The organism is Bradyrhizobium sacchari, from assembly GCF_002068095.1.
Classification (GTDB): Bacteria; Pseudomonadota; Alphaproteobacteria; order Rhizobiales; family Xanthobacteraceae; genus Bradyrhizobium; species Bradyrhizobium sacchari.
The window spans coordinates 90,595-117,165 of sequence record NZ_LWIG01000009.1; the positions used below are offsets into that span (position 1 = coordinate 90,595).

A 26,571-nucleotide genomic window follows, 5' to 3' on the forward strand; every position below is an offset into this window, starting at 1 on the left:
CCGTCGTCCTCGAAGCCCGCCTCGTCGTAGCTGCCGGTCGGCGACCAATCGTTGGTGACCTCGTGATCGTCCCATTGAGCGAACATCGTCACCTCGGCGTGGAAGGCGCGAAAGTGCTCGTCGAGGTGATTGTATTTGTAGTTGCCGCGGAACTGCGCCAGCGTGTGCGCGAGCTCGGCCTTCTCCTCGGTGACGATGTTGCGCCAGATCTCGCCGTTCGGCAGCTTCTGCTCTGCGGGAATCGTGCAGTCTGCGTAGATGTGGTCACCGGAGTGGATGAAGAAATCCGGATGGTTGTCGAGCATGGTGCGATAGCTGCGATAGCCGCCGCGCGCGACGTCGATGCCCCAGCCCTGCCCCGCGGTGTCGCCGGACCACAGGAACGAGATCGACCGGCCAGCGGCCGGCGCTGTGCGGAAATGACCGATGCGACTTTCCCCGGCAATCCCGGTCGCGATGTCGTCGAAGCGGACGCGATAGAAGATATCCTGCCCGGCCGGCAGGTCGTTCAACAGCAGTTTTGCGGTGAAGTCGGCGTCGGGCAACGCATCGCGCGAAGCCGATGCAATGACGGTCTTGAAGCTCTCGACGGTCGAGCACACCACATGCATCCGTGCGGCCCGATCGGCGCGCGCCCAGATTACGGCAGAGCCATCCGAGACGTCACCTGACTGGATGCCGCCCGCGATTTGCGGGCGGTCGGCGGCGCGGCAGATGCTGGGTTTTGCGAGCGTGCCGAGCGAGGCAACGGCGAGGCTGGAGGTGGAGCGGACCAGGAATTGCCGCCGGGTCCATGCGCGCTGCGCGCGGAGCGTTGCCATTCAGGAGACCTTCGTCGAATCGCGACGGAAGGTGCCTGCGCTCCTTGACTCCTACCCTGACGGTTTCTTGACTCCATGCCTACGGTTTTGCGACGCGGGGATGACGGACGAATGGCTAGGCGCCCCTCAGCGCTTCCAGTTGCAGATGCCGCCGGAGCGACATGGCCAAGTCTGGATGCGGGTGTCCATCGCCTGCGCGTCGAGCGGACTGCCGTGGCGATGCGCGAGCTTGGCGCGGGCGACACCGCGCGGCTGCGTGCTCCTGGCATGCACAACCTTCGGCTCGGGCACATGCACGCGTTCGGCAGCGATTTTCTTCGGCGCGTCCATCGGCTCGACCCGCGCCTGCGCGTCGTTGCCCCCGCGCGCTTCGAGTGCGACCGGCGCGAACTGCGTCTCGGGCCCGAGCCGCTTCGGCGACAGCACGGCCTTGGAGAGATCGAGACCGAGATATTCGTCAGGCTTGTAGTCGTCAGCGCGCGCGATGCCACCCCACGCAACGACGAGGGCGACGGCAACCGCAAAAGGAACGCTTTTCAGGACCACGGACGCCTCCTGAAATTGAATTATTAAGGGGTAATTTACCCCCTATTTAGGAGGCGTCGCGCCGAATTCCAGCGGCCGGTTGCCGCCGTGGTTAAGAGTTTGACGGTGTCAGGCGACCTTTCGCGTCGCCGCCGTCCCATCCAGGAACCCCAGCAGGCGGCCGCGAATGATGGTTTCCGCCTCGTCCATGATGCGATCGATGAGTTCCTTGCAGGAGGGGATGTCGTGGATGAGGCCGGCGACCATGCCGCAGCTCCAGGCGCCGGCGTCCATCTGTCCGTCCAGCATGATCCTGGGATAGACGCCGGCGACCTGGTCGTGAATGTCGTCGATGGTGAGCTTGGCGCCCTTCTCGCGCTCGATCTCGAGCAGGCGATCGACATTGGCGTTCTTCAGCACGCGCTCGGTGTTGCGCAGCGCGCGCATGATCAGGCGGGTGTCGAGCTCGGTGGCCGCAACAAGCGCGTTCTTCACGTTCTGATGGACAGGTGCTTCCCTGGTCGCGATGAAGCGCGTGCCCATGTTCATGCCGGCCGCGCCCAGCGACAGCGCCGCGACGAGGCTGCGCCCGTCGGCCATGCCGCCGGAGGCGACGAACGGGATCTTCAATTCCTCCGCCGCGCGCGGCAGCAGGATCATGTTGGGGATGTCGTCCTCGCCGGGATGGCCGCCGCACTCGAAGCCGTCAACGCTGACGGCGTCGCAGCCGATGCGCTCGGCCTTCAGCGAATGGCGCACCGAGGTGCATTTGTGGATGACCTTGATGCCGGCGGCCTTCAGCGCGGGCATGTATTGTTCGGGGCTGCGGCCCGCGGTCTCCACCGCCTTGATGCCGCCCTCGACGATCGCCGCGATATATTCCGGATAAGGCGGCGCGGAAAAGGTCGGCAGGAAGGTGAGGTTCACGCCGAACGGCTTGTCGGTCATGTCGCGGCAGCGCGCGATCTCTTTCGCCAGTAATTCCGGCGTCTTCTGCGTGAGACCCGTGATGATCCCGAGTCCCCCGGCATTGGAGACCGCAGCCGCCAGCTCGGCAAAGCCGACGAAATGCATGCCGCCCTGGATGATGGGGTGCTCGATGCCGAACAGTTCGGTGATCGCGGTCTTCACTTAAGTACCTCCCGGAATTTTGCTTGGGTTGTGATCAGTCTAGCCGGACTTTTGCGCGTCGGTCACCATTTCTCTCCGAACGGTCTGATCTCCATCTCGAAGGTCCAGGCGCTCTTCGGCTGCTGGTAAAGCTGCCAATAGGCGTCCGCCACCGACGATGGCGGCATCAGCAGGTCGGGATTGTCGAGCGCGTTCGGTCCGAGCGCCTCGAGCCGGCGCTGGCGCACCCATTCAGTGTCGACGCCGGAATCGATGATGAGATGGGCGACGTGGATGTTCTTCGGCCCGAGCTCGCGCGCCATCGCCTGCGCCACCGCGCGCAGGCCGAACTTGGCGCTGGCGAAGGCGGCAAAGCCGCTGCCGCCGCGCAAGGAGGCCGTCGCTCCGGTGAAAAAGATGTTGCCACCGCCGCGCGGCAGCATCAACCGCGCCGCCTCTCGCCCGGCGAGGAAGCCGGAATAGCAGGCCATCTCCCACACTTTGCGGAACACGCGCTCGGTGGTGTCGAGGATCGGGAAATTCACATTGGCGCCGACGTTGAAGATGCAGACCTCGAGCGGCGCGTGCTTGTCGGCGTCGTTGAGGAACGAGATCACCTCATCCTCCTTGCGCGCATCGAGCGAGCGCGCGTGGATCTCGCCGCCGGCGGCCTCGATGTCCTTCACGAGCGGCGCCAGCTTGTCGCCGTTGCGGCGCCCGGCGAAGATCGAAAATCCTTCGGCGGCGAATTTCTTGGCGATCTCGGACCCGATGAAATCGCCGGCCCCGATCACTGCGGCTGTCGCGTTTCGCTTGGGCAAGGTCGCCTCCTCCGATCGGTGATGTCATTGGGACGAAAGCTATAGTTCTAAAATAGAACTGTCAAACTGACAGCAGCGATGCTAAATTTCGGGAGAAATTGCGTTGATCGTTCAGGTCAGTTCCTTTTTCTGACTGACTAATGCAGCGCCGGAGACCGGATCATGAAGTGGGACATGCTGGATGAGGAGCCCTGCTCGCTTTCCCGCACCGTCGCGGTGGTCGGCGATCGCTGGACGCTCCTGATCCTGCGCGAGTGCTTTTTGCGCGTGCGTCGGTTCGAGGCTTTTCAGTCCTCGCTCCAGATCACACGGCACCTGCTCTCGGAACGGCTGAAGAAGCTGGTTCGCTTCGGCATCCTGCGCCGCGTCCCCTACTCCGAGGCGCCCAAGCGCTACGAATACATCCTCACCCAGAAAGGCCTCGACCTCTACCCGATCATCATGGCCATGGTGCATTGGGGCGACACCCACATGGGCGACGAGCGCGGCCGCCCGCTGCTGCACGAGCACAAGAATTGCGGCAAGCTGTTCGATCCCGTGATGGTGTGCTCGGAATGCGGCGAGGTACTGCATGCCAAGCAGGTTCATGTGCATGCGGGGCCGGGGCGGAGGGAAGTGGTAGGGTGAGCCCGCTGTCGTCCCGGCGAAAGCCAGGACCCTTTACCCCAGGGATACGTTTGGCGAAGACCGGGAGGTCGGTACTACGACCATACGCAATTGATTAATCGCGCGGTACGGCCTTCGCCGGGACGACATTAAAGAGCGAGCAGAGCCTCAATGCCCCCGCGCCGGCGCCCCGAGATTGATCGGGCGCAGCACCGCCGCCGTGGGGATCATCAGCACCGCAACGATCGCGAGCGTCCAGAACACATCGATATAGGCGAGCAGGTCGACCTGCTGCTGCAGTGTCTTTCCGACCCATGCGACCGCCTGCGCTGCCGCGTCGCTCGCATTCGAGCCCTGCGCCTGGAAGTAGCGCGTCATGGCGTCGATGGCCTGCTGGTAGCCGAGATCGGACGGGGCGGCGTGCTCGACGAGGCGACTCTGATGAAATTGCTGGCGCTGCGCCAAAATCGTCTGCGCCAGCGCGACGCCCATGGAGCCGCCGAGGTTGCGGGCAACATTGATCAGCGCGGAGGCCTGGTTGGTCTTCTCGGGCGGCACGCCGTCATAGGATGCGGTCGTCACCGGCAAGAACAGGAAGGGCAGGCCCAGCGCGAGGAAGATGCGCGACAGCGCCGCATAGCCATAGGTGATGTCGCCGGTCAGGCCGGTGAGATGCCACATCGCGAAGGCGACAATGGCAGCACCGAACATGATGAGGTATTTCGGCTGCACCGCGCTGACGAGGCGGCCGACCACGGGCATCAGCACCAGGGTTGCGACGCCACCGGGTGACAGAGCCAGGCCGGCCAGCATGGCCGTGTAGTTCAGCTCGGTCTGGAGCAGTTGCGGCAACAGCTGAGTCGTCGAGATCAGAACTGCACCGGTCCCCAGCATGACCAGGAAGCAGGCACCGAACTGGCGGCGGCCGAGCAGGCGGATATCGACAATGGGATCCTCGCGCGTCAGCTCCCACGGAATCAGCGCGAGCAGGCAGACGCCCGCGAGCAGCGCGAACACGACGATCATGGTCGATCCGAACCAGTCGTTGCGCTGGCCTTCGTCGAGTACGAATTCGAGCGAGCCGAGCCCGATCGCGACCAGCAGGAAGCCGATATAGTCGACGCGCAGCCCCTTGCTCAGCAGCTTCTCCCTCTCCGCCTCCGCCCCCGATGGCTCCTTGACCAGCGTGCCGACCAGAAACAGCGAGAGCAGCCCCATCGGCACGTTGATCAGGAACACCCAGTGCCAGCTATAGGTGTCGGTGATCCAGCCGCCGAGCGTCGGGCCGATCACCGGCGCGACCACGACGGCGACGCCGTAGACGGCGAAGGCCTGGCCGCGCTTGTGCGGCGGGAAGGAGTCGGCGAGAATCGCCTGCTCGCTGGTGGCCATGCCGCCGCCGCCGAGGCCTTGAAGGATCCGGAACAGCACCAGCGACTGCAAATTCCACGCGAAGCCGCACAGCAGCGAGGCAATTGAGAACGTCGCCACGCAGATCATGTAGAACCGCTTGCGGCCGATCACGGTCGACAGCCAGCCCGAGATCGACAGCACGATGGCATTGGCGACGAGATAGCTGGTGATGACGTAGGTGCTCTCGTCGATGCCCACTGCGAGCCCGCCGGCGATGTGCCGCAGCGCAACGTTGGCAATGGTGGTATCGAGCACTTCCATGAAGGTCGCGATCGAAACCACGAAGGCGATCAGATAGGGATTGTGCCCGCCGGCCGCCGAGCGCTCCGGCGACCAGCCGGACGCGCCATCTTGCGCGACGACGCTCATCGCACCCTGGTCCAGGGCACGACCGACATGCCGGGACCGACAGGCAGATCGGCCGGCCAGTTGTCGACCACGATCTTCACCGGCACGCGCTGCACCACCTTGACGTAGTTGCCGGTGGCGTTCTCCGCAGGCAGCAGGCTGAACGCGGTGCCGGAGCCAGGCTGCACGGAATCGACATGGCCGGTCAGCTTGCGGCCCGGATACGCATCGATGCGGATCTCGACCGGCTGGCCCGGCCGCATGTCGTTGAGCTGGGTCTCCTTGTAGTTGGCGACGACCCAGACCTCGTCAGGCACGAACATCATCAGGCTTTGCCCCGCCGAGACGAAGGTCCCCTTTGCGCCCGAAAGTTTGACAACGCGGCCGGACTGCGCCGCGACGACGCTCGTGTATTGCAGGTTCAGCCTGGCCTGATCGAGCTGCGCCTGCGACTGTTCGAACTGCGCCTTGGCGCCTTCCAGCTGGGCTTGCAGCGTCTTGATACCGAGTTGCGCGGCGGTCACCGCGGTTTTGGTCCGCTCGGTATTGGCCTGCTGCGCCTGAAGATCGGAACGGGTCTGCTGCTGGCGCTGCACGGTGCCGGCACCCTTCTCGACCAGATCCTCGGCGCGCTTGAACTCTTCCTGCGAGAATTGGAGCTGGGCCTGGGCCTGTTCGAGCTGCGCCTGAGCCTGCTTGATCTGCTCTTGTTGCGACTCGATCTGCGCCTCGACATTGGCGATGTTCGCCCTGGCGACCGCGACCTGAGCGCTGGCCTGATCGACTGCGATGCGATAATCGCGCGCGTCGATCCTGGCCAGCAGTCCGCCGGCGTCGACATGCTGATTGTCGGTCACCGGAATATCGGTCACGTAGCCGCCGACCTTCGAGGCCACGGAAAAGCTGCGCGCGGCGACGAAGGCGTCATCCGTGGATTCATAGTGGCGCACGTCAAGCCAGTAGAGCAGACCGCCGACGAGTGCCGCGACCAGCACGATGGCGCCGACAATGGCAAACAACCAGTGCTCGCGGAGCCTCTCGCGCAGCGATGGCGACTTCGCCGGCTTGCCCGACTGTTCTTTCGATTGACCTTTCGCTTCACTCCCCTGATCCGGAGAATGCTTCGGAGCTTCCTCTGTCCGGGGCGGCAACGGCTGCTCCGCGCGCGCCCCACGCTCCCGGGTTTGAGCATCCACTTGTGCACACCTTTCTCGGGATTGGGCGGCGCGGAGCGGCAAAGCGAGCTTTCGCGCCGCCAGCCTAACCTTGGCACTGAGGCATGGTTCCACAACCTGAGGGCGTCATCGCCATTCTTGATTGCAAGGGTCAAAAGCAAACGCGGCACGCACCGTGCCGCGCTCGCCTCGATTGTCGTGCCGACGCACTCGGCCCAGTGTGCCTTGACTCAGTGCGTCTTGGTCTCGTGCCATTTCTCGAGATCGGGTTTCACCTTGTCCGATCCCTGCTCCTTCTCCGGATTGCCCTTCCAGGGCTTGTCCGTCTGGGCGTGGGACCCCCAGTCGGTCTGCTGCCGGGGATCGTCGTTAGGCCGCTCCTTGCTCATCGGATCTCCTTCCGTGAAGCACTATGCGAACGGAACACCGTAGTACGAGTTGATGCCGCGAACGGCGGCGTCGTCACTCCAGTTCCAATCGCTCTTCGCGCCGTATTTCGGCGCGCCTTCCAGCTCCTTGGTGGTAATGCCGGTGACATATCCGCCAAGTTCGGTGTCGTATTTCAACGACTGCCAGGGCAAGGGATAGTGGTCGTTCCCGAGGCCGAGGAATCCGCCGAAACCGAGCACGGCGTAGGACACCTTGCCGCTGATCTTGTCGATCATCACGCGTTCGATCGAACCGATGCGGTTGCGGTCGGCACCGTAGACCGATGTTCCCTCGACCTTGTCGCTGCCGATCAACCGGCCCATCTCGCTGCGATCCAGCTCGCCTTGATTCAACATTGCAATTCTCCACTCAGCCAATCTGTGGACCAACCTGACAGGCGTGCGATCGTTCCGGTCCATGTTCCGGCGGCAAGTCAGGAACATCGCAGGGAACGAGCGGTTCTCTGAGCTTCATAGAGGGCCATGCGCGATGTCCCAGACCGTTTCCGACTTCATCGTCCAGCGTCTGCATCAATGGGGCGTGCGCCATATCTTCGGCTATCCCGGCGACGGCATCAACGGCGTGTTCGGCGCGATGAACCGCGCGGAGGGCAAGATCGGCTTCGTGCAGGCGCGGCACGAGGAGATGGCGGCGTTCATGGCGAGCGCATACGCGAAATTCTCGGGCCAGCTCGGTGTCTGCATCGCAACCTCCGGCCCCGGCGCCTCGCATCTCGTTACCGGGCTCTACGATGCGCTGCTCGATCACCAGCCGGTGCTCGCGATCGTCGGCCAGCAGGCGCGCAACGCGCTCGGCGGGAGCTATCAGCAGGAACTCGATCTCGTTTCGATGTTCAAGGATGTCGCCGGCGCCTATGTCATGCAGGCATCTTCGCCTGCGCAGGTGCGCCATCTGATCGATCGCTCCGTGCGGACCGCGCTCGCCCGGCGGACCCCGACAGCGCTCATCCTGCCCAACGATCTCCAGGAAGAACCATACGAAAGTCCGCCCCGCGCGCACGGCACGCTGCATTCCGGCGTCGGCTACAGCGCGCCGCGTGTCACGCCGCGCGAGGATGAGCTCGACCGCGCCGCGGAGGTGCTCAACGCCGGCAAGAAGGTTGCGATGCTCATCGGCGCCGGCGCACTTCACGCCACCGACGAGGTGATCGCGGTTGCCGACCGGCTGTCGGCAGGCTGCGCCAAGGCCCTGCTCGGCAAGGCCGCGTTGCCCGACGATCTGCCCTGGGTCACGGGCTCGATCGGCCTGCTCGGCACCGAGCCCAGCTACAACATGATGACGGAATGCGACACGCTGCTGATGGTCGGCTCTGCCTTTCCCTATGCCGAATTCCTGCCGAAGGAAGGCAGCTGCCGCGGCGTCCAGATCGACATCGACGCCAGCATGATGTCGATCCGCTTTCCCATGGAGGTCGGCCTCGTCGGCGATGCGGCCGAGACGCTTCGCGCTCTGTTGCCGCGGCTTGCGCCGAAGACCGATGGTGCCTGGCGCAAGGGTATCGCGGACGACGTCGCCAGATGGTGGAAAACCCTGAATGATCGCGCGCACCAGCCGGCCACGCCGGTCAATCCGCAGCTCGTCGCCTGGGAGTTGTCGCCGCGGCTGCCCGACCGCGCCATCATCACCAGCGACTCCGGCTCCTGCGCCAACTGGTTCGCGCGCGATCTGAAGATGCGACGCGGCATGACAGCCTCCCTGTCCGGCGGCCTTGCCTCGATGGGCGCTGCAGTCCCCTATGCGCTCGCCGCGAAATACGCCCATCCGGACCGCCCGGTGATCGCTCTCGTCGGTGATGGCGCCATGCAGATGAACAACATGGCCGAGCTGATCACCGCGGCCAAATACTGGCGTTCCTGGCGCGACCCGCGTTTCATCGTCTGCGTCTTCAACAACGAAGACCTCAACCAGGTGACATGGGAGCAGCGCATCATCAATGGCGATCCCAAGTTCGAGGCATCGCAGCAGATTCCAAATGTGTCCTACTCGCGCTTTGCCGAACTGGTCGGGCTGCGGGGTATCTATGTCGACAGTCCGCAACTCCTGGGCTCCGCCTGGGAGCAGGCGCTGGCAAGCGAGATGCCTGTGGTCCTGGAGGTGAAGACCGACCCCGAGGTGCCGCCACTGCCGCCACATATCACCCTGCAGCAGGCCAAGAACTTCACGCTGGCGCTGATGAAGGGCGATCCCAACGAGGGCGGCGTCATCAAGGGTGCAGCAAGACAGGTGCTCGAGACGATCCTGCCCGGAAAGGAGTGAGCCATGAGCGACTTTCGCGACATCAAGAATGGCGTCAACGATCCCGTCGACGGTGTCGATGTGAATCAGCACTTCAACGACAACAGGACGCCGCACGAGCGCGCACAGCGCCATGCGGACGTGCGCGCGGAGCCGTCGGCTGCGCCGGGCGAGCCGTTCCTGCCGGAAAGGCTGCGGCGCAAGCCGACCGATCCGATCAACCCGCGCACCGGCCGCTATCCGACGGATTAGGAACCTCGGTCCGGCTCCCGGGTTGATCGGCGCAAGCGCACCGCCAATTCAGAGGACCGGACCATGAAACGAACCGTCATCACTCTTGCCTGCGTGCTTCTCGCGGGTCCCGCGCTCGCCCAGTCGCTCGGCGAGAAGACCGGCGTCAATTCGGCGCTCGGCGTCGCGCCGACCACGGCCGACTTCGTCAAGGAGGTCGGGATCAGCGACATGTTCGAGATCGAGGCGAGCAAGCTCGCAGAGCAGAAGGGCAACGCGCAGGAGAAATCCTTCGCACAGCAGATGATGACGGACCACACCAAGACCAGCAGCGAGCTCAAGGGTCTGGTCGGCAACGGCAAGGTCCAGGCGACGCTGCCGACGGCGCTCGACAGCTCGCACCAGAGCAAGCTCGACAAGCTCAAGGGCGCGACCGGCAAGGACTTCAGCTCCGACTACAATTCCTATCAGGTCAGCGCGCACGAAGACGCAGTGTCGCTGTTCGAACGGTACGCCAAGGGCGGCGATAACGCCGAGCTGAAGGACTGGGCCGGCAAGACGCTGCCCGCGCTCAGGCACCATCTTGAGATGGCCAAAGAGCTCGGCAAGGCGCCGAGCGTCGGCCAGTCGAAGTAATGTCTTGAGGGCGCCCGTGGCCGAGCAGAAGTCGACAGATCCCGTCAGCCGCTATCCGAAACCGCCGTTCAAGAAGCAGTCGCAGCCCTGGCCCGGCCTCGCCGGCAAGATGGAACCGCGGCCCGACCATGGCGAGACCAGCTACAAGGGCTCCGGCCGCCTCATGGGCCGCAAGGCACTCATCACCGGCGGCGATTCCGGAATGGGCCGCGCCGCCGCGATCGCCTATGCACGCGAAGGTGCCGACGTCGCCATCAACTATGTTCCGAACGAAGAACCCGATGCGCAGGACGTCATCGCCCTGATCAAGAAGGAAGGACGCATCGGGCTTGCGATCCCCGGTGATCTCCGCAACGAGGCGTTCTGCCGGCAGCTGGTGGAACAAGCCGTGCAGGGCCTTGGCGGCCTGGACATCGTCGTTTGCAACGCCGCGCGGCAGCAGACACGCGAGTCGATCCTCGACGTATCTTCCGAGGATTTCGACGCGACCATGAAGACCAACATCTACGCTCCGTTCTGGATCATCAAGGCGGCCCTGCCGCACCTGAAGCCAGGCTCGTGCATCATCGGCACGACGTCCGAGCAGGCCTACGATCCGTCTCCGGAGCTCTACGACTACGCACAGACTAAGGCCGCGACGATGAACTACGTGAAGTCGCTGGCTAAGCAGCTGGGGCCGAAGGGTATTCGCGTCAATGGCGTGGCACCCGGTCCGATCTGGACGCCGCTCCAGGTCTCCGGCGGCGCCACGATGGAGAAGCTCGAGAAGTTCGGCGGCATGACGCCACTCGGCCGCCCCGGCCAGCCCGCCGAACTCGCCTCCATCTACGTGCAACTTGCCGCGGCCGATGCGAGCTACGCGACCGGTCAGGTCTATGGCGCAGCCGGCGGATCCGGGCAACCCTAGCCGCAGGAACCGTCATCGTCATTCCCGCTTTACAATAGTGTCATGGAGGACATTTCACCGACCGCGGACCGATGGCACTCGTAGCAGTCAAACCCACTCGGATCGATACAGCGATCGCGAATGAGATCGCCGACCACACCAATGCAGGGCTGGAGCAGGCAGCGCAGACGCTGACCTGGGCGGCCGACGAGCACGTGCTTCTTGCGCTTGCGGCTGCAGGGTGGCTGTACGCCCATTTGCGGCGTCCGCAGGCACGGCCCGCCGCAAATCATGTCCTGGCAGTGACCTTGGCGACCGCGGCGCTGCCGCATGCGCTGAAGTCCGTGTTCGACCAGACACGCCCCGATCGGATGACCGTTCGCGGCCATCGGAACGGCGTCCCCTTTTCCGGGCGACCGCGGGATGCCTTTCCCTCAGGCCATGCCATGCATATGGGTGCGCTCGCCTCGGCAGCGGGTCTCTTGCCGACAAGGCCGCGCCGCGCGGTACGCTTCATCGCGGTCGCACTTTCGCTGACGCGCGTTGCGCTGCTGGCGCATTGGCCAAGCGATGTGCTGGCGGGGTTCTCGCTCGGCATTGTCGTCGAACGACTTCTCAGGCCGCTCACACTGCCCCGGCGCCACAAGCGGGTGCAGTCATGACCGAATATGTCGTGCGCTTCATCGCCGGCGGGGTGATCGTCTCAGCTTTCGCGATCCTCGGCGACATGCTGCGGCCAAAGAGCTTTGCCGGCCTGCTCGGCGCCGCACCCTCGGTCGCCCTCGCCACGCTCGCAATCGCGATCGTGCAGCATGGCAGAGCCTACGCCGCAGCCGAAAGCTGGACCATGATCTATGGCGCGATCGCGCTCGCCTGCTACAGCCTCGCCGTGTGCCATCTGCTGATGAGGTCTCGTCTTGCCGCGCTGCCCGCTACCGTTCTCGCCTTTGCAGTGTGGCTGGTCGTCGCCTTCGGCCTGCTCACGAGCTTCGGAGGTGCCGCCTGATGCTGGTTAAGCTGTCCCCATCGGCGCTGAAGCAAACACGCTGGTACGAATACGCCATTCGCTTCGCGCTCGGCGGATTGGCGACAGTGCTGGCGGGCGCAATGGGTGCGAGCTTCGGTACCCCCATAGGCGGGCTCTTCCTTGCCCTTCCCGCCATCTTCTGCGCCAGCGCGACGCTGATCGAAAGTCATGAGCGCCGGGCCAAGGAGAAGGCAGGTCTCGACGGCCGCCGGCGTGGGCAAGAGGCCGCAGCGCTCGACGCTGCCGGCGCCGCCATGGGAAGCATCGGGCTTGCTGCGTTCGCCGCCGTCTTCTACGTCACGGTTGCCGTCAGCAGCGTAGCGGCCTTTGTCGCCGCCATCTTCGCTTGGGCTGTAGTTTCAGTCTCGGCATGGTGGATGAGACGGAGCTTTCGTACCGTCTCGCAGCGCCTGTCGTCCGAAGCCGGCTCGCGATCAGCCCGTCGTCGAAGCGTCCCGTAGCTTCAGGAACTCGAACATCTCCGCGGCAGCATGAAGTTGCTCGATGCGTGCGGCAACGGAATCCCGCTGAACGCCGAGCGGCAGACTTGCAAGCTCGTGCTCGAGCCGCAGCCTCTGCGCGTCGAGGCGCTGTTCGAATGTGTGGGGTTCAGACCGTCTTCGCATCGTCCGTCCTCGGGGGTTGCAAGCCCGGGCTGTTGGCCCAGCGCTCAACTTGATCGATGACCTTCTGGTGGCTCGGACGCACCGGCTTGGGCGCTTCCGGTTCGTCGGAAAGCTTGCGGGGTAACCTGACCTCTTCCGTCATGGCCCGACTCCCTATTGCAGGAGAATGCGCCATCGCGCGACTCGTTTCAATATAACTTATTGATTTTATTCGTAATTTTTACTCATTTGGCAGCTTTATCGACTCTTATGGAACTCCCGCCAACTTGGCTTGTTGAGTAGACTACTCAACTTACTCATTTTGCGTGATCGACCATGAATGACCTTCGCGCCGAGCGCCTCCAGGTCATGCTCTCACCCGAGGAGCTGGCCGCGGTTGATGATTTCCGGTTCAAACACCGCATGCCGACCCGTGCTGCGGCCGTCCGCGAACTGCTCAAGTTCGGACTGGCGGCGGCGGGCGTCGATGCGGCTGCCGGCGTAAAGTCCAGCAGTTTTGGCGTATTCGGCCGAGGACCCGAAGGCCACACTCAAAGCGACCCCGAAGGCAGCAAAGAGGACTGATCAAAGCCTCGCAAGACAAAACGACCCCGACACGATGGGTGCCAGGGCCGTCCTTGGAGATTGCTTCCGGCGCACCGGGGGCATGCCAACCGGAAGCAATCCGTCGACTCGTCGCGCGCGGATTCGTTCCTTACGAGAACCCTCTAGTGGACCATCCTCTAGCCGGTCGGCGCGTCGCCGGAATCGTCCGGCATGACGCCAGAGCCTGGCGTCTTGTGCTGATCGGTGAGCTTGGGATCGCGCGTCGCCTCTCGCGACGGCGAGCCCTTCGGATCCGTCTTGTGCACTGTCTGGGCGCGCTGCTTGTCGCGCGGCTGCTCCTCCGCGCGCTTGTCCTTGACGATGCCGTGGTCGGAATGGGCCATGATGTGCTCTCGCTTCTCTCTTGATCTATCGAAGCGGCTACGCATGTCCGCGCCGAATGTTCCGGACGCGAGCAGCGCTAACCATGCGCGGCATGAACCGCAACCGACGTCTTCTCGAGATGCACCTGCCGTACCGTCGTCACCATTGCGAACGCAACCGAGACGCCAAAGGCGAGAATGAGGGAAAGAAGGGCAAGACGGGGAGCCATGGCAAAAACTCCTTCTGGAATCGAAAACCCGCGCGATCACCTGTTCCCGGATGATCCTAGATCGGTCGCTTGCGTTCCGTGCGCCGCCTCACACGCAGATGCACGAAGACGATCCGCCTATGCCTCCTGGTTCTGAGGAATGCGGACCGTCACGGGCGGGATTTCGCCATCGAGCCAGTCCTGCTCCCTTGCGAGCGCCGTCCAGGCATCCGCCATGCGCGAATAGCGCTTGTAGGCGGGCTGTCCTTCCGCGCGCTCGGCGAGCTGCAGGCAGTTCTCGGCGTTGTCCCTGAAGATGTCAGACTGTTTCATGGAGAGGACGTGGGGACGGAACTCCCCAGTCGCAACCGCCCTTGCAGGATGTTAACCTGGGGGAACTTCGCACGGCGGCGGTCATTGTCATGGATGCGAGTCCTTGTCGCGATCATCCTGGCGTTCCTTGGCAGCGCAGCGCTGGCCGACGGCGCCGGCGAACAAAGGCCCGATAATCGCGCGCCGACGGCCCTGGACGTCATCAGCGGCCTCTACGCGTTCAGCCGCTTCCAGCACGACCTTCTGGAGAGCACCGACCTGAAGGGCAATGCGGAGGTGAAAAACCTTGCCGCCTTGCGCGCTGAAGAAGCTGCGAAACGCGACAAGACCCTCAAGGATATTCAGGAGGCGATCGGCGCCGAGCCGCGCATCGGCAAGACGGCGGCGAGCGCTGGCCTCATCGATTCCGACAGCTCGGACGGACCGGCCTACGTCCGGACTTTCTATGCCGCGCAGATCCCCGAATATGAGTCAACCATCGCCCTGCTCGAACGCTACCTGAAGGCCCCCGACAACGCAGCGCTTGCAGAGTTCGCGCGCGGCCAGCTGCCGCTGCTGCGCTTGCAGGTCAAGGACGCCGAGCGCACCATGGCGGACAAGTAGCTCTGCTCACTTGTCGTTCGGATGATGCTGCTGGTTCTCCGGCCGCACCGCACGGTCGCTGTCCGGCATCTTGTCTCGCCCCGCATCCCCGTTGTCGTCCCGGCCGCCCGAGGTCGACGTGCCGCTGCCGCTGGGGTTCGATCGGGTGGCGGTCCCGGTGGTCGGTGCATCCTTTGGGGTGGCGGAGCTTGCGGCGGGATCGCCGGTCACGGCCCCGCGGCCGCTGGGTTCACCCTGCGCGAAGGCCGAACCGGCGAGCAATGCGGCGACGGCGACCGCAGTGAATCCTGTTTTGATCTGCATCTGCTCTCTCCCTGTGCCCGCTAACCGGCAGGGTTGGCCCTCCGTTCCGAACGGGCGCCCAACAGCAGCCGGCTCGAAGTCCCGCAGAGGCCGAATTTTTTCAAGAACCGAATGGAACCGATGCCATCCACCATCGTTATCTGGGCCGGGCTGAGCAAAGCAGGTTCCATTTCCACGTGCCGCAACCTTGGCGCTTGATTTCGAATTTGGCTGACGCTCTATTTTGACCAATTGCGTCTCGCCTTAGATTCGGCCGGCGCCTGCGGGGGAATCAAGTATGAGCGACCTCGATCCCGGAACTGCATCACGCTCCGGTCGTCGCGTCCCGAAACCCAAAACCAACGGAATGTCGGAGCCGGATTCCCGGCCGGAATTGCTGCTCGCGCTGCAAGCGATGCGCAGCGGCGATTTCTCGGTGCGCATGAGCGGCGACTATCTCGGCATCGACGGCAAGATCGCCGACATTTTTAACGAAATCATCGCCGCCAACCAGCGCATGGCGCAGCAGCTCGAGCTGGTCGGCCAGGTGGTGGGGCGCGAGGGCAAGACCCGGCAGCGCGTGAAGTTCGGCCTCGCCTCCGGCTCCTGGGCGGACATGGAGGGCTCCGTCAACACGCTGATCGACGATCTGCTCTGGCCGACCCGCGAAGTGACTCGCGCGGTTGCGGCGGTGGCACAAGGCGACCTGCTGCAGACCGTCAAGCTCGACGTCGACGGCCGTCCGCTCCGCGGCGAGTTCCTGCAGTCGGCTAACATCGTCAACACCATGATCAAGCAGCTCGGCGTGTTCACCTCCGAGGTGACGCGCGTGGCGCGCGAGGTCGGCACCGAAGGCAAGCTCGGCGGCCAGGCCCAGGTGCCGGAAGTGACCGGCGTCTGGAAGGATCTGACCGAGAGCGTCAACTCGATGGCGAACAACCTGACCAACCAGGTTCGCAACATCGCCGAGGTGACGATCGCGGTCGCCAACGGCGACTTGTCGAAGAAGATCACCGTCGACGTCCGCGGCGAGATCCTTCAGCTCAAGGAAGCCATCAACACGATGGTGGACCAGCTCCGCTCCTTCGCCTCGGAAGTGACGCGCGTGGCGCGCGAGGTCGGCACCGACGGCAAGCTCGGCGGCCAGGCCATCGTGCCCGGCGTCGCCGGCACCTGGAAGGACTTGACGGACTCCGTGAACGCGATGTGCGGCAACCTCACCGCCCAGGTCCGCAACATCGCCAACGTCACCACGGCCGTGGCGCGCGGCGACCTGTCGCGCAAGATCACCGTGGACGTACGCGGCGAGATCCTGGAGCTGAAGGACACCATCAACACGATGGTGGACCAGCTCAACTCCTTCGCCTCGGAGGTCACGCGCGTCGCGCGCGAAGTCGGCACCGAAGGCAAGCTCGGCGGTCAGGCCCAGGTGCCGGGCGTCGCCGGCACCTGGAAGGACCTGACCGACAACGTCAACTTCATGGCGTCGAACCTGACCGCGCAGGTCCGGAACATCGCCGACGTCGCGACCGCCATCGCCGGTGGCGATCTGTCGAAGAAGATCACCGTGAACGTGTCGGGCGAGATCCTTCAGCTGAAGGAAACGCTCAACACCATGGTGGACCAGCTCAACGCATTCGCCGGCGAAGTCACGCGCGTCGCGCGCGAGGTCGGCACCGAAGGGCGGCTCGGCGGCCAGGCCAACGTGCTCGGCGTCGCCGGCACCTGGAAGGATCTCACCGAGAGCGTCAACTCGATGGCCTCGAACCTGACCGCGCAGGTGCGCAACATCGCCGAGGTGACGACGGCGGTCGCGGGCGGCGACCTGTCCAAGAAGATCACCGTGGACGTGCGCGGCGAGATCCTCGAGCTGAAGGACACCATCAACACCATGGTGGACCAGCTCAACGCATTCGCCGGCGAAGTCACGCGCGTCGCGCGCGAGGTCGGCACGGAAGGCAAGCTCGGCGGCCAGGCCCAGGTGCGCGGCGTCGCCGGCACCTGGAAGGACCTCACGGACTCCGTCAACTCGATGGCCTCCAACCTGACCGGCCAGGTCCGTAACATCGCCGAGGTCGCGACCGCCGTCGCCAAGGGCGACCTGTCGAAGAAGATCACGGTGAACGTGTCGGGAGAAATCCTTCAGCTGAAGGAAACGCTCAACACCATGGTCGACCAGCTAAACGCCTTCGCCGGCGAAGTCACGCGCGTCGCGCGCGAGGTCGGCACCGAAGGTAAGCTCGGCGGCCAGGCGCAGGTGACGGGCGTTGCCGGCACCTGGAAGGACCTGACCGACAACGTCAACTCGATGGCGGGCAACCTCACCGCCCAGGTCCGCAACATCGCCGAGGTCGCAACCGCCATCGCCGGCGGCGACCTCTCGCGCAAGATCACGGTGGACGTCCGCGGCGAAATCCTTCAGCTCAAGGACACGCTGAATACGATGGTCGACCAGCTCAACCGCTTCGCGGGCGAGGTGACGCGCGTGGCGCGCGAGGTCGGCACCGAAGGGCGCCTCGGCGGTCAGGCCAACGTGCCCGGCGTCGCCGGCACCTGGAAGGACCTGACCGACAGCGTGAACTCGATGGCGGGCAACCTCACCGCCCAGGTCCGCAACATCGCCGAAGTGACCACCGCCGTCGCGCGCGGCGACTTGTCGCGCAAGATCACCGTGGACGTGAAGGGCGAAATCCTCGAGCTGAAGAACACCATCAACACCATGGTGGACCAGCTCAACGGCTTCGCCGGCGAAGTCACGCGCGTCGCGCGCGAGGTCGGCACCGAAGGCAAGCTCGGCGGCCAGGCCGAGGTGCCCGGCGTCGCCGGCACCTGGAAGGACCTCACCGACAACGTCAACTTCATGGCGTCGAACCTGACCGCGCAGGTCCGCAACATCGCCGAGGTCGCAACCGCCATCGCCGGCGGCGACCTCTCGAAAAAGATCACGGTAGACGTGCGCGGTGAGATCCTGCTGCTGAAGGATACGCTGAACACCATGGTCGAGCAGCTCCGTTCCTTCGCCGCCGAAGTGACGCGCGTGGCGCGCGAGGTCGGCACCGAAGGCCGGCTCGGCGGCCAGGCCGTCGTGCCCGGCGTCGGCGGCACCTGGAAGGACCTCACCGACAACGTCAACCTCCTCGCTGCGAACCTCACCACGCAGGTGCGCAACATCGCCGAAGTCACCACCGCCGTGGCGCGCGGCGACTTGTCCCGCAAGATCACCGTGGACGTGAAGGGCGAAATCCTCGAGTTGAAGAACACCATCAACACCATGGTGGATCAGCTTAACGCCTTCGCCGGCGAAGTCACCCGCGTGGCCCGCGAAGTCGGCACCGAGGGCGAGCTCGGCGGCCAGGCCCAGGTGCCCGGCGTCGCCGGCACCTGGAAGGATCTCACTGACACCGTCAACGTCATGGCCGCAAACCTGACCGAGCAGGTCCGCGGCATCGTCAAGGTGGTGACGGCGGTCGCCAACGGCGACCTCAAGCAGAACCTCACGGTGAAATCGAAGGGCGAGGTTGCAGCGCTCGCCGACACCATCAACAATATGACCGAGACGCTCGCGACCTTCGCCGATCAGGTGACGTCGGTGGCGCGCGAAGTCGGCGTCGAAGGCCGCCTCGGTGGCCAGGCCGACGTGCCGGGCGCTGCCGGCACTTGGAAGGATCTCACCGGCAACGTCAATCTCCTGGCCGCGAACCTCACTTCCCAGGTCCGCGCGATCGCTGAAGTCGCGACCGCCGTGACCAAGGGCGACCTGACGCGCTCGATCCAAGTCGATGCCCGCGGCGAAGTCGCGGAGTTGAAAGACAACATCAACACGATGATCACGAACCTCCGTCTCACGACGGACGTGAACACCGAGCAGGACTGGCTGAAGACCAATCTCGCGAAATTCACCAACATGCTGCAGGGCCAGCGCGACCTCACCACCGTCGGCCGGCTGCTGCTGACCGAGCTGTCGCCCCTGGTGAATGCCCATACCGGCGTGATCTATCAGATCGAGAGCGAGGACAATCCGCAGCTCCTGCTGCTCGCCTCCTACGCCGGTGACGGCGTCTATCCCTATCAACGCGTGCTGCAATTCGGCGAGGGCCTGATCGGCCAGTGCGCGCTGGACAGGCGCCCGCGAGTCGTCGCGGACATTCCGACGGACGTGGTGCCGATCAATTCCGCGCTGTTCCGTGTCGCCCCGAAGAACCTCGTCGTGCTGCCGGTTCTGTTCGAAGGCCAAGTCAAGGCCGTGATCGAGCTCGCCTCGCTCACCTCCTTCACGACGTCGCAGATGACGTTCCTGGAGCAGCTCACCGACTCGATCGGCATCGTGCTCAACTCGATCGAGGCGACGATGCAGACCGAAGGCCTGCTCAAGCAGTCGCAGCAGCTCGCCGGCGAGCTCCAGACCCAGCAGCGCGAATTGCAGCAGACCAACGAGCAGCTCGAGCAGAAGGCACAGCAACTCGCCGAGCGCAATGTCGAGGTCGAGCGCAAGAACCAGGAGATCGAGCAGGCCCGCCGCGCGCTCGAGGAAAAGGCGACCGAGCTCGCGCTGACCTCGAAGTACAAGTCCGAATTCCTCGCCAATATGAGCCACGAGCTGCGCACGCCGCTGAACTCGATCCTGATCCTCGGCCAGCAGCTCACCGACAATCCGGACGGCAACCTCACGGCCAAGCAGGTCGAGTTCGCCCGCACCATCCACGGCGCCGGCACCGACCTGCTCAACCTCATCAGCGACATCCTCGACCTCTCCAAGATCGAGTCCGGCACGGTGACTGTGGATGCCGAGGAGATCCTGACCGCCAACCTGCTCGAAACGGTCGGGCGGCCGTTCCGGCACGAAGCGGAGAACCGCGGCCTTTCGTTCAAGATCGACGTCGATCCGAATCTTGCGCGCAGCATCGTGACCGATTCCAAACGCCTGCAACAGGTTCTGAAGAACCTGCTCTCCAACGCCTTCAAGTTCACCGCCGAAGGCGAAGTGCGCCTGAAGGTCGGCGGCGCCCTCGGCGGCTGGGGAACGGATCACCCGGTGCTGAACTCCGCGCCAGCCGTGATCGCATTCGAGGTGTCCGATACCGGCATCGGCATTCCCCTGGAGAAGCAGAAGCTGATCTTCGAGGCGTTCCAGCAAGCCGACGCCGGCACCAGCCGTAAATATGGCGGCACCGGCCTTGGCCTTGCCATCAGCCGCGAGCTCGCGAGCCTCCTCGGCGGAGAAATCCATCTGCGCAGCGCGCCGGGCAAGGGCTCGACTTTCACGCTCTATCTGCCGCTGAAATATTCCGGACCGACGCTGGCGCCGCGTGCGGCACCGTCTCCGCAGCAATACAGCCAGCCGCCGGCGCTGCAGCCGGCCGCGCCGGAGCAGCAGCGCGTCATCGAGCAGCTGCCCGACGACCGGCTCAACCTCGAGCCCGGCGACAGCATCCTCTTGATCGTCGAGGACGACCCGCATTATGCGCGCGTGCTCGTCGACCTCGCGCGCGACAAGGGCTTCAAGGTGCTGGTCGCCGCGCGTGGCGCGGAGGCGCTGGAGCTGGCCAAGCAGTACCAGCCGCGCGCGGTCTCGCTCGACGTGTTCCTGCCCGACATGCTCGGCTGGACCGTGCTGAGCCAGCTCAAGCACAATCCGCTGACCCGCCATATCCCGGTGCAGATCATCACGCTCGACGAGGACCGCCAGCATGCGCTGGCGCGCGGCGCCTTCTCCTTCGTCAACAAGCCGACGACCACCGAAGGCGTTTCGGCCGCGCTGACGCAGATCAAGGAATATGCGCGTCCCAGGCGCAAGCGGCTCCTGATCGTCGAGGACAACGAAGCCGAGCAGCTCTCGATCCGCGAGTTGCTGCATCACGACGACATCGAGATCGTGACGACCGATACCGGCGCCGGCGCCCTCTCGATGCTGCGCGAAGCACCCTGCGATTGCGTGGTGCTCGATCTCCGCCTGCCTGACATGAGCGGTTTCGAGGTGCTGGATCAGATCCGCAATGACGAGGTGCTCTCGAATGTTCCGGTGGTGGTCTTCACCGGCCGGGAGCTTTCGGCGGAGGAAGATGCCGAGCTGCACACCATGGCGCGCAGCATCGTGGTCAAGGGCGTGGAATCGCCGGAACGTCTGCTCGACGAGACCGCCTTGTTCCTGCACCGCGTGATCACGGAACTCCCGGTCGAGAAGCAGCGCATGCTGGAGAAGCTGAACAGTTCCGACGAGGACCTGATCGGCAAGACCGCGCTGCTCGTCGACGACGACGCCCGGAACATCTTCGCGCTGTCGAGCGTGCTGGAACGGCGCGGCATGAAGGTGCTGACGGCGACGACGGGCAGCGAGGCCGTCACGCTGGTCGAATCCAACCCGGAAATCGCCATCGTGCTGATGGACATCATGATGCCGCAGATGGACGGTTATCAGACCATCGGCGTCATTCGCGAGAACCCGGCCTTCGCCCGTCTTCCGATCATCGCGCTGACTGCCAAGGCGATGAAGGGCGACCGTGAAAAATGCCTGGAAGCCGGCGCGTCCGACTACCTCGCCAAACCCGTCAACACAGATCAATTGCTGCTTGCGATACGCATGTGGCTGCACCGGTGAGTTTGGATCCGCGAATGGACCACGAAAAGGTCAACATCCTCCTCGTCGACGACCAGCCGGCCAAGCTGCTCGCCTATGAGGTGATATTGAAGGATCTCGGCGAGAACCTCGTGATCGCCTCGTCCGGTCGCGAGGCGCTGGAGGTTCTGCTCAAGACCGAAATCGCGGTGATCCTGGTTGACGTCTGCATGCCCGAGCTCGACGGCTTCGAGCTTGCGGCGATGATCCGGGAACATCCCCGTTTCCAGAAGACCGCGATGATCTTCATCTCGGCCATTCAGGTCAGCGACATCGACCGGCTGCGCGGCTACGAGATGGGCGCGGTCGACTACGTGCCGGTGCCGGTGGTGCCGGAGGTGCTGCGCGCCAAGATCAAGGTGTTTTCCGAGCTCTACCGCAAGACCCGCGAGCTCGAACGGCTGAACCAGGAGCTCGAGGACCGCGTCCGCGCCCGCACGGCGGAACTGGAAAGCTCCACCGCCAAGCTGCGCGAGAGCGAGCAGCGCCGCAGCATGGCGATTGCCGCCGGCAAGATGGGATCCTGGGACTGGGACTGGATCAACGGCGACTGGATGTGGGACGAGGGGCAATATCGCATCTTTGGCGTGAGCCCGGAGAGCTTCGAGGTCAATCCCGCGAACGTTCAGGCATTGTTGCATCCGGACGATGTCGATCAGCTGCGCAAGGCCATCGCCGAATTCAACAAGGGCACACGCGCCTATGAGACGGAGTTCCGCATCGTGCGGCCCGATGGCGATATCCGCTGGTGTGTCGGCACGGCCGCCGCCACGGCCGACAATAGCGGCCGCGTGGTGCGCGTCAGCGGAGTCACCGTGGACATCACCGAACGCAAGCGTGCCGAAGAGCGGCAAAACCTGCTGGCGCGGGAAGTCGATCATCGCGCCAAGAATGCGCTGGCGCTGGCGCAATCGATCGTGCGCCTCACGCGTGCCGACGAGGTCAAGGCCTATGTCAACGCCGTCGAAGGGCGCATCAACGCGCTGGCGCGCGTGCACACGATCCTGTCGCTGTCGAGCTGGCAGGGCGCCGAGCTTTCCAAGCTGATCGACGAGGAGCTTGCCCCCTATTCGCTCGGCGACCAGATCCGATTGGCCGGTCCCGAGGTTCAGCTGGTCCCTGCGACGGCCCAGACCCTGGCGTTGGCGCTGCACGAGCTCTTCACCAACTCCGCCAAATATGGCGCGCTCTCGACGCGATCGGGCCGGCTCTTGATCGGCTGGCAGGTCGAGGAAGACCACCTCACGCTGACCTGGGAGGAATCCGGCGGTCCGCTGGTGCGGACGCCGAAGTCCCGCGGTTTCGGTACGCGGAGCCTGCTTGCGAGCGTCGAGTCCCAGCTCGGCGGACAGGCGCAGTTCGATTGGCGGGCCGAGGGCCTGTTGTGCCGCCTGGAGGTGCCGTTGACCCGCAAGACCGCTGCCTCGGCAGCGCAGGGCAAGTTCGACGCCGGCACGTCCCCTGAGCTGCAGCGCGCGTCGGGTTAGCCGGACGCTGCGACTTTGGCGCGCAGGATCGACCGAGGTTCATCGGTGACGCGCCCTTCGAGCCAGGCTTCCGTTTGTGCGAGATCGCGCAGCGCCATCGCATAGCGGCGGGCGGCGCTTCGCTCCGCTCCGCGCGGGAGCTTGCGCGCCTTGCGCAAAATGTCTGCGGCCGCATTCCGATAGGCCAGCGAGCGATAGAGATAGACGACATTACCCATATCGAATGTCCCATGTTGATCGCCTTCATCCTCGCAAGCCCGGCATGAACGCCGGATGAAGCGGCCCATGACAATTCCTTCATGCAAATGGAACCCGCGATCATCCGCGCGCGTTGCATGTGCAATCGAGGGTTGGTTCCATGCGTGCGAACAAGACACCCAAGAAGCCGCCGAGCCTGATCTCTCCCACTGGCGTCATCAAACTCGTGACGCATGCGATGATGGGCGCAGCTCTCGGGCTCGCATTCGGTCTCACGCTCGCCCTGTCCAATCCGGCAGTCGCCAATCTGCTCAATCATGGCGGAAGCCAGGCGCTTCTGGTCTTCACCCTCACATTGGTGACGACGTTCGCGATCGGCGCGACGCTCACCGGCGTCGTGTTCATCATTGACGAGGACAAGGAATGTTGAAGCACGCGTGAAACGTGCGGCTCACTTTGTCGGGAACTCATGCGATGAATGGCAGTTGGCTGCCTGCGTCAATTTAACCCAGGGAGTTCCCGCGCATGAAGACAACCAAGCTCGCTCTCGCCGTGATGCTGGCAACCGGCCTCGCCGCTGCCCCGTTCGCCGCACAGGCCAAATCGCACAAGGCGAAACATGAATCCTCGTCGTCCTCGCAGACGACGGGCGCCAACACCAAAACCAAGAGCCCCGATCCCTCCGGCCAGGGCGGCTCTGGCCCCGGCTCCGACCAGGGCGGCACCATGACCAAGGGCACGGGCGCCAAGTAAGGCGCGCCGGGTTCATCGAAGGTCCCGCATCGCGGGGCCTTCTTGCTTTTCCCTCACGCACATGATGGCAGCGCGTTAGCGCCCGATGTCGGGGCGTTCAGCTCGCCGCCTGCGTCTTCACGAGATGATCGAGTTGCGCCCGCTTGCGCGCGATGAGAAGTTGGGCCGCGGCGTCGTCGAGACCCTCCCGCTGCAATTGCCGGATCGCGGAGCCCAGTTCGAGAATCTCGGCGCGCAGTCTCAAGATCCGGTATGTATCCGGGTCTTCCTCCACGGCGCGCTCCCAAGGCTCTCAGCGGCGCGCGATCGCGCGCACGGGATCAGCGACTTTCTTCAGCGGGCGAAGTCGGACACGATCGTGGACGTCCGGCAGGACGTCGCCACCCCCGGCCGCCTTCCATTCGCCGATCAGCAGATTGACCCTCTGGCGCAGCTCCATCTGCGCCAGAGCCTCCTCCGTGCAATCGCGATCGCCGTTGACGAGATCGCGCACAGATGCCTCGACATCGGCCATTTTTAGCCTCAAGGCACTGATTTTCCGTCGAATTTCATTAATTCTATTGTCCATGGCTTGTTAGAACAAAATAAGAACATATAGTCAAGTCGCGATTTCAGAATGGAGAGCGGAGATGCAGGTTCAGGGTAAATACGATGCCAAGGCTTTTCTCATGGAGCAGATGACCCGGGGGTTGAGGCTGAAGCGGCTGAGCGAAGAGGCGTATCAGCCTGCGCAATATGCGCGGGATCTGTCCTTTGCCGAAGCCGCGCGCCGAATCCGGGTGCTTGAGGCGGAGATCGAACTCGCGAACTCCTTCTAGCCTGCGTCATTCACCGGGAACTTTGCCGACGCGCTTGCGGAACCATGCCTGTGTCGAGAGGTTTTCTCCGGCCAAGGGAGAAAACGCATGGCACGCAAGGCAAAGAAACGGCGTTACTCGCGCAGCTCCGGCAGCGATGTCGAGAGCGAAATGCGCCGCTACAAGAAAGGCACCGCGAAGAGCGGCCGCGGTGGTCGCGGCGGACGCGTTAAGAGCCGCAAGCAGGCAATCGCGATTGGACTCTCAAAGGCCCGCAAGAAGGGCAAGAAGGTCCCGAAGAAGGGCTCCAAGCGGAAGACGTCGAAGAAAAAGACGACCAAGAAATCGTCGAAGCGCAAGTCCAGCAAGCGGTGACGCCGACACCCGTCAGATCATGCTGCCCGGCATGAAGCAGCGGATCGAAATCCCGAACGCGGTCTTCACCGGCCAGACCATGGTACGGCCGGCGCGGTTCGGCTCGGTGATGACGGCTTCATCCGGCACATCCACCCATTGACCATCGAGACGCACGCGATAGTGCCCGTCGTGGGATTCCCAATCGGGATCAGAGACCGCAAATCCATCGGCATCGGAGCAGCACGGGCCGAGATGGCTGCGCAGACTGTCGAACCAGGGTTTGAGCGGCGAGTCAGCATAGCGGCCATCGTCGCGCCCGAAGGCGCTTCCGGCGAACAGCAAGAACGGCGCGATTAGCAGCGCACGTCTCAGCGAGAGCTTCAATCGATCCATATCGGCACCGACCAAATGCGAACGCCGGCCGGTTTCACAAAGCGGCCGGACGTTCGGAGTTCCACCCCCTGCAGGTCATATACGACTCCAAAGTCTGATCAGCGAACACGGCTTTTTCGGACGAACCCGTCATCAATGCTGCCGTTAACGAGAATGTTATCTTCGGCCTGTGGGTATCTTTCAGATCGGCACGAAAAAGGCGGCCCCAAGGGCCGCCTTTTGAATTGCCGTTCGAGGGAGAGACTTACGCGAGCGGCACCGCGACGAACCGCGTCGCCTCCGCGCCCTTGACCTGAAGCAGTACGCTGTTCTTGCCGGACGATTTCGCCTGCGCCAGCTCGGACCGGACGTCGCCGACATTGGCGACGGGCTTGCCGCCGACATTGAGGATGACGTCGCCGGTCTGGATGCCGCGCTGCGCTGCCGGCCCCTGCGGATCGACCTCGGTGACGACGACGCCCTTCTGTCCGGCGCCCTGCACCTCGCCGGCCGGCGCCAGGCTGAGCCCGAGGCGCGGCGTGCCCTTGTCCGGCTGCGCCTTGCCCTCGTCCGCCTTACCATTGCCCTGGGCCTGCCGCTCGTTCGGCAATTCGCCGAGTGTAAGCGTGAGCGTCTTGCTGCCGCCGTTACGGAAGACATCGAGCTTCACGGACGTACCCGGCGCAAGCGTCGCGATGGTGCGGGCGAGGTCGCGGGAGTCCTTGATCGCGGTGCCGTTGACGGCGGTG

Annotated in this window: 33 protein-coding genes and 1 pseudogene; 16 read left to right on the forward strand and 18 right to left on the reverse strand. The window is 64.3% G+C overall.

The genetic code is table 11. From position 1 onward, the window contains the following. The 4 genes and pseudogenes from A5906_RS44315 to A5906_RS13070 all read right to left on the reverse strand — a co-directional run. Positions 1-821, reverse strand: a pseudogene (locus tag A5906_RS44315) (alkaline phosphatase D family protein); the annotation flags it as partial. Positions 822-947: 126 nt separating this feature from the next. After that, positions 948-1,367 carry a hypothetical protein gene (locus A5906_RS13060; protein ID WP_080135604.1) on the reverse strand — a complete coding sequence of 140 codons (420 nt, stop codon included), beginning with the start codon at positions 1,365-1,367 and terminating at the stop codon, positions 948-950. 108 nt (positions 1,368-1,475) lie between these two features. After that, complete coding sequence (locus tag A5906_RS13065) at positions 1,476-2,477, reverse strand: NAD(P)H-dependent flavin oxidoreductase (protein WP_080135605.1); 1,002 nt, start codon at positions 2,475-2,477, stop codon at positions 1,476-1,478. A gap of 62 nt (positions 2,478-2,539) precedes the next feature. Beyond that, positions 2,540-3,277 (reverse strand): SDR family oxidoreductase, encoded by a 738-nt coding sequence (locus tag A5906_RS13070; RefSeq protein ID WP_080135606.1) that lies wholly within the window; start codon positions 3,275-3,277, stop codon positions 2,540-2,542. A gap of 162 nt (positions 3,278-3,439) precedes the next feature. Here A5906_RS13070 and A5906_RS13075 point away from each other — a divergent pair, with 162 nt between their 5' ends. Then, entirely contained in the window at positions 3,440-3,904 is a 465-nt protein-coding gene (locus A5906_RS13075; protein WP_080135607.1) for a winged helix-turn-helix transcriptional regulator, read from the forward strand. A gap of 147 nt (positions 3,905-4,051) precedes the next feature. On the opposite strand, the gene A5906_RS13080 is transcribed toward A5906_RS13075, so the two are convergent. The 4 genes from A5906_RS13080 to A5906_RS13090 all read right to left on the reverse strand — a co-directional run bounded on the left by A5906_RS13080 (position 4,052) and on the right by A5906_RS13090 (position 7,604). Further along, complete coding sequence (locus A5906_RS13080; protein ID WP_080135608.1) at positions 4,052-5,665, reverse strand: DHA2 family efflux MFS transporter permease subunit; 1,614 nt, start codon at positions 5,663-5,665, stop codon at positions 4,052-4,054. After that, a complete protein-coding gene (locus A5906_RS13085) occupies positions 5,662-6,840 on the reverse strand; it encodes an HlyD family secretion protein (protein ID WP_080135609.1) in 1,179 nt (392 codons plus the stop codon). Before A5906_RS13085 ends, A5906_RS13080 begins: the two co-directional genes overlap by 4 nt. A 209-nt stretch (positions 6,841-7,049) precedes the next feature. Beyond that, positions 7,050-7,208 carry a hypothetical protein gene (locus A5906_RS42985; protein ID WP_167523682.1) on the reverse strand — a complete coding sequence of 53 codons (159 nt, stop codon included), beginning with the start codon at positions 7,206-7,208 and terminating at the stop codon, positions 7,050-7,052. Between the two features lie 21 nt (positions 7,209-7,229). Further along, positions 7,230-7,604 (reverse strand): PRC-barrel domain-containing protein, encoded by a 375-nt coding sequence (locus A5906_RS13090; RefSeq protein ID WP_080135610.1) that lies wholly within the window; start codon positions 7,602-7,604, stop codon positions 7,230-7,232. A gap of 133 nt (positions 7,605-7,737) precedes the next feature. Between A5906_RS13090 and A5906_RS13095 the strand changes: the two genes are divergently transcribed. The 7 genes from A5906_RS13095 (at position 7,738) to A5906_RS13125 (ending at position 12,745) form a co-directional block, all read left to right on the forward strand. Then, positions 7,738-9,525 (forward strand): thiamine pyrophosphate-requiring protein, encoded by a 1,788-nt coding sequence (locus A5906_RS13095; protein ID WP_080135611.1) that lies wholly within the window; start codon positions 7,738-7,740, stop codon positions 9,523-9,525. Between the two features lie 3 nt (positions 9,526-9,528). Next, positions 9,529-9,756, forward strand: coding sequence for a hypothetical protein (locus A5906_RS13100; RefSeq protein WP_080135612.1), 228 nt, complete (start codon positions 9,529-9,531; stop codon positions 9,754-9,756). A 63-nt stretch (positions 9,757-9,819) separates the two neighbouring features. Then, entirely contained in the window at positions 9,820-10,371 is a 552-nt protein-coding gene (locus A5906_RS13105; protein ID WP_080135613.1) for a DUF4142 domain-containing protein, read from the forward strand. A 16-nt stretch (positions 10,372-10,387) separates the two neighbouring features. Further along, a complete protein-coding gene (locus tag A5906_RS13110) occupies positions 10,388-11,278 on the forward strand; it encodes an SDR family oxidoreductase (protein WP_080135614.1) in 891 nt (296 codons plus the stop codon). Between the two features lie 71 nt (positions 11,279-11,349). Next, positions 11,350-11,919: a phosphatase PAP2 family protein gene (locus tag A5906_RS13115; protein ID WP_080135615.1), complete on the forward strand. Its 570-nt coding sequence runs from the start codon at positions 11,350-11,352 to the stop codon at positions 11,917-11,919. Continuing rightward, positions 11,916-12,263, forward strand: coding sequence for a DUF3147 family protein (locus A5906_RS13120; RefSeq protein WP_080135616.1), 348 nt, complete (start codon positions 11,916-11,918; stop codon positions 12,261-12,263). The genes A5906_RS13115 and A5906_RS13120 overlap by 4 nt, the downstream gene beginning before the upstream one ends. Further along, a complete protein-coding gene (locus A5906_RS13125) occupies positions 12,263-12,745 on the forward strand; it encodes a hypothetical protein (protein WP_080135617.1) in 483 nt (160 codons plus the stop codon). Before A5906_RS13120 ends, A5906_RS13125 begins: the two co-directional genes overlap by 1 nt. Positions 12,746-12,893: 148 nt before the next feature. Here the strand turns inward: A5906_RS13125 and A5906_RS42990 are convergent, their stop codons facing one another. Then, positions 12,894-13,052: a hypothetical protein gene (locus tag A5906_RS42990; RefSeq protein ID WP_167523680.1), complete on the reverse strand. Its 159-nt coding sequence runs from the start codon at positions 13,050-13,052 to the stop codon at positions 12,894-12,896. 173 nt (positions 13,053-13,225) lie between these two features. On the opposite strand from A5906_RS42990, the gene A5906_RS13135 reads away from it, so the two are divergent. After that, complete coding sequence (locus A5906_RS13135; protein ID WP_080135619.1) at positions 13,226-13,474, forward strand: hypothetical protein; 249 nt, start codon at positions 13,226-13,228, stop codon at positions 13,472-13,474. Between the two features lie 158 nt (positions 13,475-13,632). Here A5906_RS13135 and A5906_RS13140 read toward each other — a convergent pair whose 3' ends face one another. The 3 genes from A5906_RS13140 to A5906_RS13145 form a co-directional block, all read right to left on the reverse strand. Continuing rightward, positions 13,633-13,839 (reverse strand): hypothetical protein, encoded by a 207-nt coding sequence (locus A5906_RS13140; RefSeq protein WP_080135620.1) that lies wholly within the window; start codon positions 13,837-13,839, stop codon positions 13,633-13,635. Between the two features lie 77 nt (positions 13,840-13,916). Then, positions 13,917-14,048 carry a hypothetical protein gene (locus A5906_RS45970; RefSeq protein WP_283807688.1) on the reverse strand — a complete coding sequence of 44 codons (132 nt, stop codon included), beginning with the start codon at positions 14,046-14,048 and terminating at the stop codon, positions 13,917-13,919. Positions 14,049-14,165: 117 nt separating this feature from the next. Beyond that, on the reverse strand, positions 14,166-14,360 hold the full coding sequence (locus A5906_RS13145) for a hypothetical protein (protein WP_080135621.1): 195 nt from the start codon (positions 14,358-14,360) through the stop codon (positions 14,166-14,168). 93 nt (positions 14,361-14,453) lie between these two features. On the opposite strand from A5906_RS13145, the gene A5906_RS13150 reads away from it, so the two are divergent. Beyond that, on the forward strand, positions 14,454-14,963 hold the full coding sequence (locus A5906_RS13150) for a DUF4142 domain-containing protein (RefSeq protein WP_080135622.1): 510 nt from the start codon (positions 14,454-14,456) through the stop codon (positions 14,961-14,963). A gap of 6 nt (positions 14,964-14,969) precedes the next feature. Here the strand turns inward: A5906_RS13150 and A5906_RS13155 are convergent, their stop codons facing one another. Further along, positions 14,970-15,266: a hypothetical protein gene (locus A5906_RS13155; RefSeq protein WP_080135623.1), complete on the reverse strand. Its 297-nt coding sequence runs from the start codon at positions 15,264-15,266 to the stop codon at positions 14,970-14,972. Between the two features lie 277 nt (positions 15,267-15,543). Here A5906_RS13155 and A5906_RS13160 point away from each other — a divergent pair, with 277 nt between their 5' ends. Together A5906_RS13160 and A5906_RS13165 are read left to right on the forward strand one after the other, a co-directional pair. Beyond that, positions 15,544-21,840 (forward strand): HAMP domain-containing protein, encoded by a 6,297-nt coding sequence (locus A5906_RS13160; RefSeq protein ID WP_080135624.1) that lies wholly within the window; start codon positions 15,544-15,546, stop codon positions 21,838-21,840. 14 nt (positions 21,841-21,854) lie between these two features. After that, positions 21,855-23,345 carry an HWE histidine kinase domain-containing protein gene (locus tag A5906_RS13165; protein ID WP_080135712.1) on the forward strand — a complete coding sequence of 497 codons (1,491 nt, stop codon included), beginning with the start codon at positions 21,855-21,857 and terminating at the stop codon, positions 23,343-23,345. On the opposite strand, the gene A5906_RS13170 is transcribed toward A5906_RS13165, so the two are convergent. Then, positions 23,342-23,632: a hypothetical protein gene (locus tag A5906_RS13170; RefSeq protein WP_245326714.1), complete on the reverse strand. Its 291-nt coding sequence runs from the start codon at positions 23,630-23,632 to the stop codon at positions 23,342-23,344. The genes A5906_RS13165 and A5906_RS13170 overlap by 4 nt on opposite strands. 71 nt (positions 23,633-23,703) lie before the next feature. Between A5906_RS13170 and A5906_RS13175 the strand changes: the two genes are divergently transcribed. Together A5906_RS13175 and A5906_RS13180 are read left to right on the forward strand one after the other, a co-directional pair. After that, entirely contained in the window at positions 23,704-23,973 is a 270-nt protein-coding gene (locus A5906_RS13175; protein WP_080135626.1) for a hypothetical protein, read from the forward strand. 95 nt (positions 23,974-24,068) lie between these two features. Beyond that, positions 24,069-24,296 (forward strand): hypothetical protein, encoded by a 228-nt coding sequence (locus A5906_RS13180; protein WP_080135627.1) that lies wholly within the window; start codon positions 24,069-24,071, stop codon positions 24,294-24,296. A gap of 97 nt (positions 24,297-24,393) precedes the next feature. Here the strand turns inward: A5906_RS13180 and A5906_RS42995 are convergent, their stop codons facing one another. Both A5906_RS42995 and A5906_RS13185 read right to left on the reverse strand, forming a co-directional pair. Next, complete coding sequence (locus A5906_RS42995; protein WP_167523678.1) at positions 24,394-24,570, reverse strand: hypothetical protein; 177 nt, start codon at positions 24,568-24,570, stop codon at positions 24,394-24,396. An 18-nt stretch (positions 24,571-24,588) separates the two neighbouring features. After that, entirely contained in the window at positions 24,589-24,810 is a 222-nt protein-coding gene (locus tag A5906_RS13185; protein WP_080135628.1) for a hypothetical protein, read from the reverse strand. A gap of 115 nt (positions 24,811-24,925) precedes the next feature. Here A5906_RS13185 and A5906_RS13190 point away from each other — a divergent pair, with 115 nt between their 5' ends. Together A5906_RS13190 and A5906_RS13195 are read left to right on the forward strand one after the other, a co-directional pair. After that, positions 24,926-25,114 carry a DUF3072 domain-containing protein gene (locus tag A5906_RS13190; RefSeq protein WP_080135629.1) on the forward strand — a complete coding sequence of 63 codons (189 nt, stop codon included), beginning with the start codon at positions 24,926-24,928 and terminating at the stop codon, positions 25,112-25,114. 87 nt (positions 25,115-25,201) lie between these two features. Further along, entirely contained in the window at positions 25,202-25,468 is a 267-nt protein-coding gene (locus A5906_RS13195; RefSeq protein ID WP_080135630.1) for a DUF6496 domain-containing protein, read from the forward strand. Positions 25,469-25,480: 12 nt separating this feature from the next. On the opposite strand, the gene A5906_RS13200 is transcribed toward A5906_RS13195, so the two are convergent. Next, positions 25,481-25,843 (reverse strand): hypothetical protein, encoded by a 363-nt coding sequence (locus A5906_RS13200; RefSeq protein WP_080135631.1) that lies wholly within the window; start codon positions 25,841-25,843, stop codon positions 25,481-25,483. Positions 25,844-26,087: 244 nt separating this feature from the next. Continuing rightward, positions 26,088-26,571 (reverse strand): PDZ domain-containing protein (locus A5906_RS44320; RefSeq protein ID WP_245326715.1); only part of this gene is annotated, 484 nt, incomplete at its 5' end.

Excerpts from the sequence above, each read along its gene's own strand:
- A5906_RS42985 (WP_167523682.1), bottom strand. The coding sequence starts at position 7,208 with ATGAGCAAGGAGCGGCCTAACGACGATCCCCGGCAGCAGACCGACTGG.
- A5906_RS13095 (WP_080135611.1), top strand. The coding sequence starts at position 7,738 with ATGTCCCAGACCGTTTCCGACTTCATCGTCCAGCGTCTGCATCAATGG.
- A5906_RS13140 (WP_080135620.1), bottom strand. The coding sequence starts at position 13,839 with ATGGCCCATTCCGACCACGGCATCGTCAAGGACAAGCGCGCGGAGGAG.
- A5906_RS42990 (WP_167523680.1), bottom strand. The coding sequence starts at position 13,052 with ATGACGGAAGAGGTCAGGTTACCCCGCAAGCTTTCCGACGAACCGGAA.
- A5906_RS13165 (WP_080135712.1), top strand. The coding sequence starts at position 21,855 with ATGGACCACGAAAAGGTCAACATCCTCCTCGTCGACGACCAGCCGGCC.
- A5906_RS13155 (WP_080135623.1), bottom strand. The coding sequence starts at position 15,266 with ATGCAGATCAAAACAGGATTCACTGCGGTCGCCGTCGCCGCATTGCTC.
- A5906_RS45970 (WP_283807688.1), bottom strand. The coding sequence starts at position 14,048 with ATGGCTCCCCGTCTTGCCCTTCTTTCCCTCATTCTCGCCTTTGGCGTC.
- A5906_RS13120 (WP_080135616.1), top strand. The coding sequence starts at position 11,916 with ATGACCGAATATGTCGTGCGCTTCATCGCCGGCGGGGTGATCGTCTCA.
- A5906_RS13170 (WP_245326714.1), bottom strand. The coding sequence starts at position 23,632 with ATGGGCCGCTTCATCCGGCGTTCATGCCGGGCTTGCGAGGATGAAGGC.
- A5906_RS13175 (WP_080135626.1), top strand. The coding sequence starts at position 23,704 with ATGCGTGCGAACAAGACACCCAAGAAGCCGCCGAGCCTGATCTCTCCC.
- A5906_RS13180 (WP_080135627.1), top strand. The coding sequence starts at position 24,069 with ATGAAGACAACCAAGCTCGCTCTCGCCGTGATGCTGGCAACCGGCCTC.
- A5906_RS13100 (WP_080135612.1), top strand. The coding sequence starts at position 9,529 with ATGAGCGACTTTCGCGACATCAAGAATGGCGTCAACGATCCCGTCGAC.
- A5906_RS13145 (WP_080135621.1), bottom strand. The coding sequence starts at position 14,360 with ATGAAACAGTCTGACATCTTCAGGGACAACGCCGAGAACTGCCTGCAG.
- A5906_RS13160 (WP_080135624.1), top strand. The coding sequence starts at position 15,544 with ATGAGCGACCTCGATCCCGGAACTGCATCACGCTCCGGTCGTCGCGTC.
- A5906_RS13105 (WP_080135613.1), top strand. The coding sequence starts at position 9,820 with ATGAAACGAACCGTCATCACTCTTGCCTGCGTGCTTCTCGCGGGTCCC.
- A5906_RS13135 (WP_080135619.1), top strand. The coding sequence starts at position 13,226 with ATGAATGACCTTCGCGCCGAGCGCCTCCAGGTCATGCTCTCACCCGAG.
- A5906_RS13150 (WP_080135622.1), top strand. The coding sequence starts at position 14,454 with ATGCGAGTCCTTGTCGCGATCATCCTGGCGTTCCTTGGCAGCGCAGCG.
- A5906_RS13190 (WP_080135629.1), top strand. The coding sequence starts at position 24,926 with ATGCAGGTTCAGGGTAAATACGATGCCAAGGCTTTTCTCATGGAGCAG.
- A5906_RS13080 (WP_080135608.1), bottom strand. The coding sequence starts at position 5,665 with ATGAGCGTCGTCGCGCAAGATGGCGCGTCCGGCTGGTCGCCGGAGCGC.
- A5906_RS13090 (WP_080135610.1), bottom strand. The coding sequence starts at position 7,604 with ATGTTGAATCAAGGCGAGCTGGATCGCAGCGAGATGGGCCGGTTGATC.
- A5906_RS13075 (WP_080135607.1), top strand. The coding sequence starts at position 3,440 with ATGAAGTGGGACATGCTGGATGAGGAGCCCTGCTCGCTTTCCCGCACC.
- A5906_RS13185 (WP_080135628.1), bottom strand. The coding sequence starts at position 24,810 with ATGGCCGATGTCGAGGCATCTGTGCGCGATCTCGTCAACGGCGATCGC.
- A5906_RS13115 (WP_080135615.1), top strand. The coding sequence starts at position 11,350 with ATGGCACTCGTAGCAGTCAAACCCACTCGGATCGATACAGCGATCGCG.
- A5906_RS13200 (WP_080135631.1), bottom strand. The coding sequence starts at position 25,843 with ATGGATCGATTGAAGCTCTCGCTGAGACGTGCGCTGCTAATCGCGCCG.
- A5906_RS13125 (WP_080135617.1), top strand. The coding sequence starts at position 12,263 with ATGCTGGTTAAGCTGTCCCCATCGGCGCTGAAGCAAACACGCTGGTAC.
- A5906_RS13195 (WP_080135630.1), top strand. The coding sequence starts at position 25,202 with ATGGCACGCAAGGCAAAGAAACGGCGTTACTCGCGCAGCTCCGGCAGC.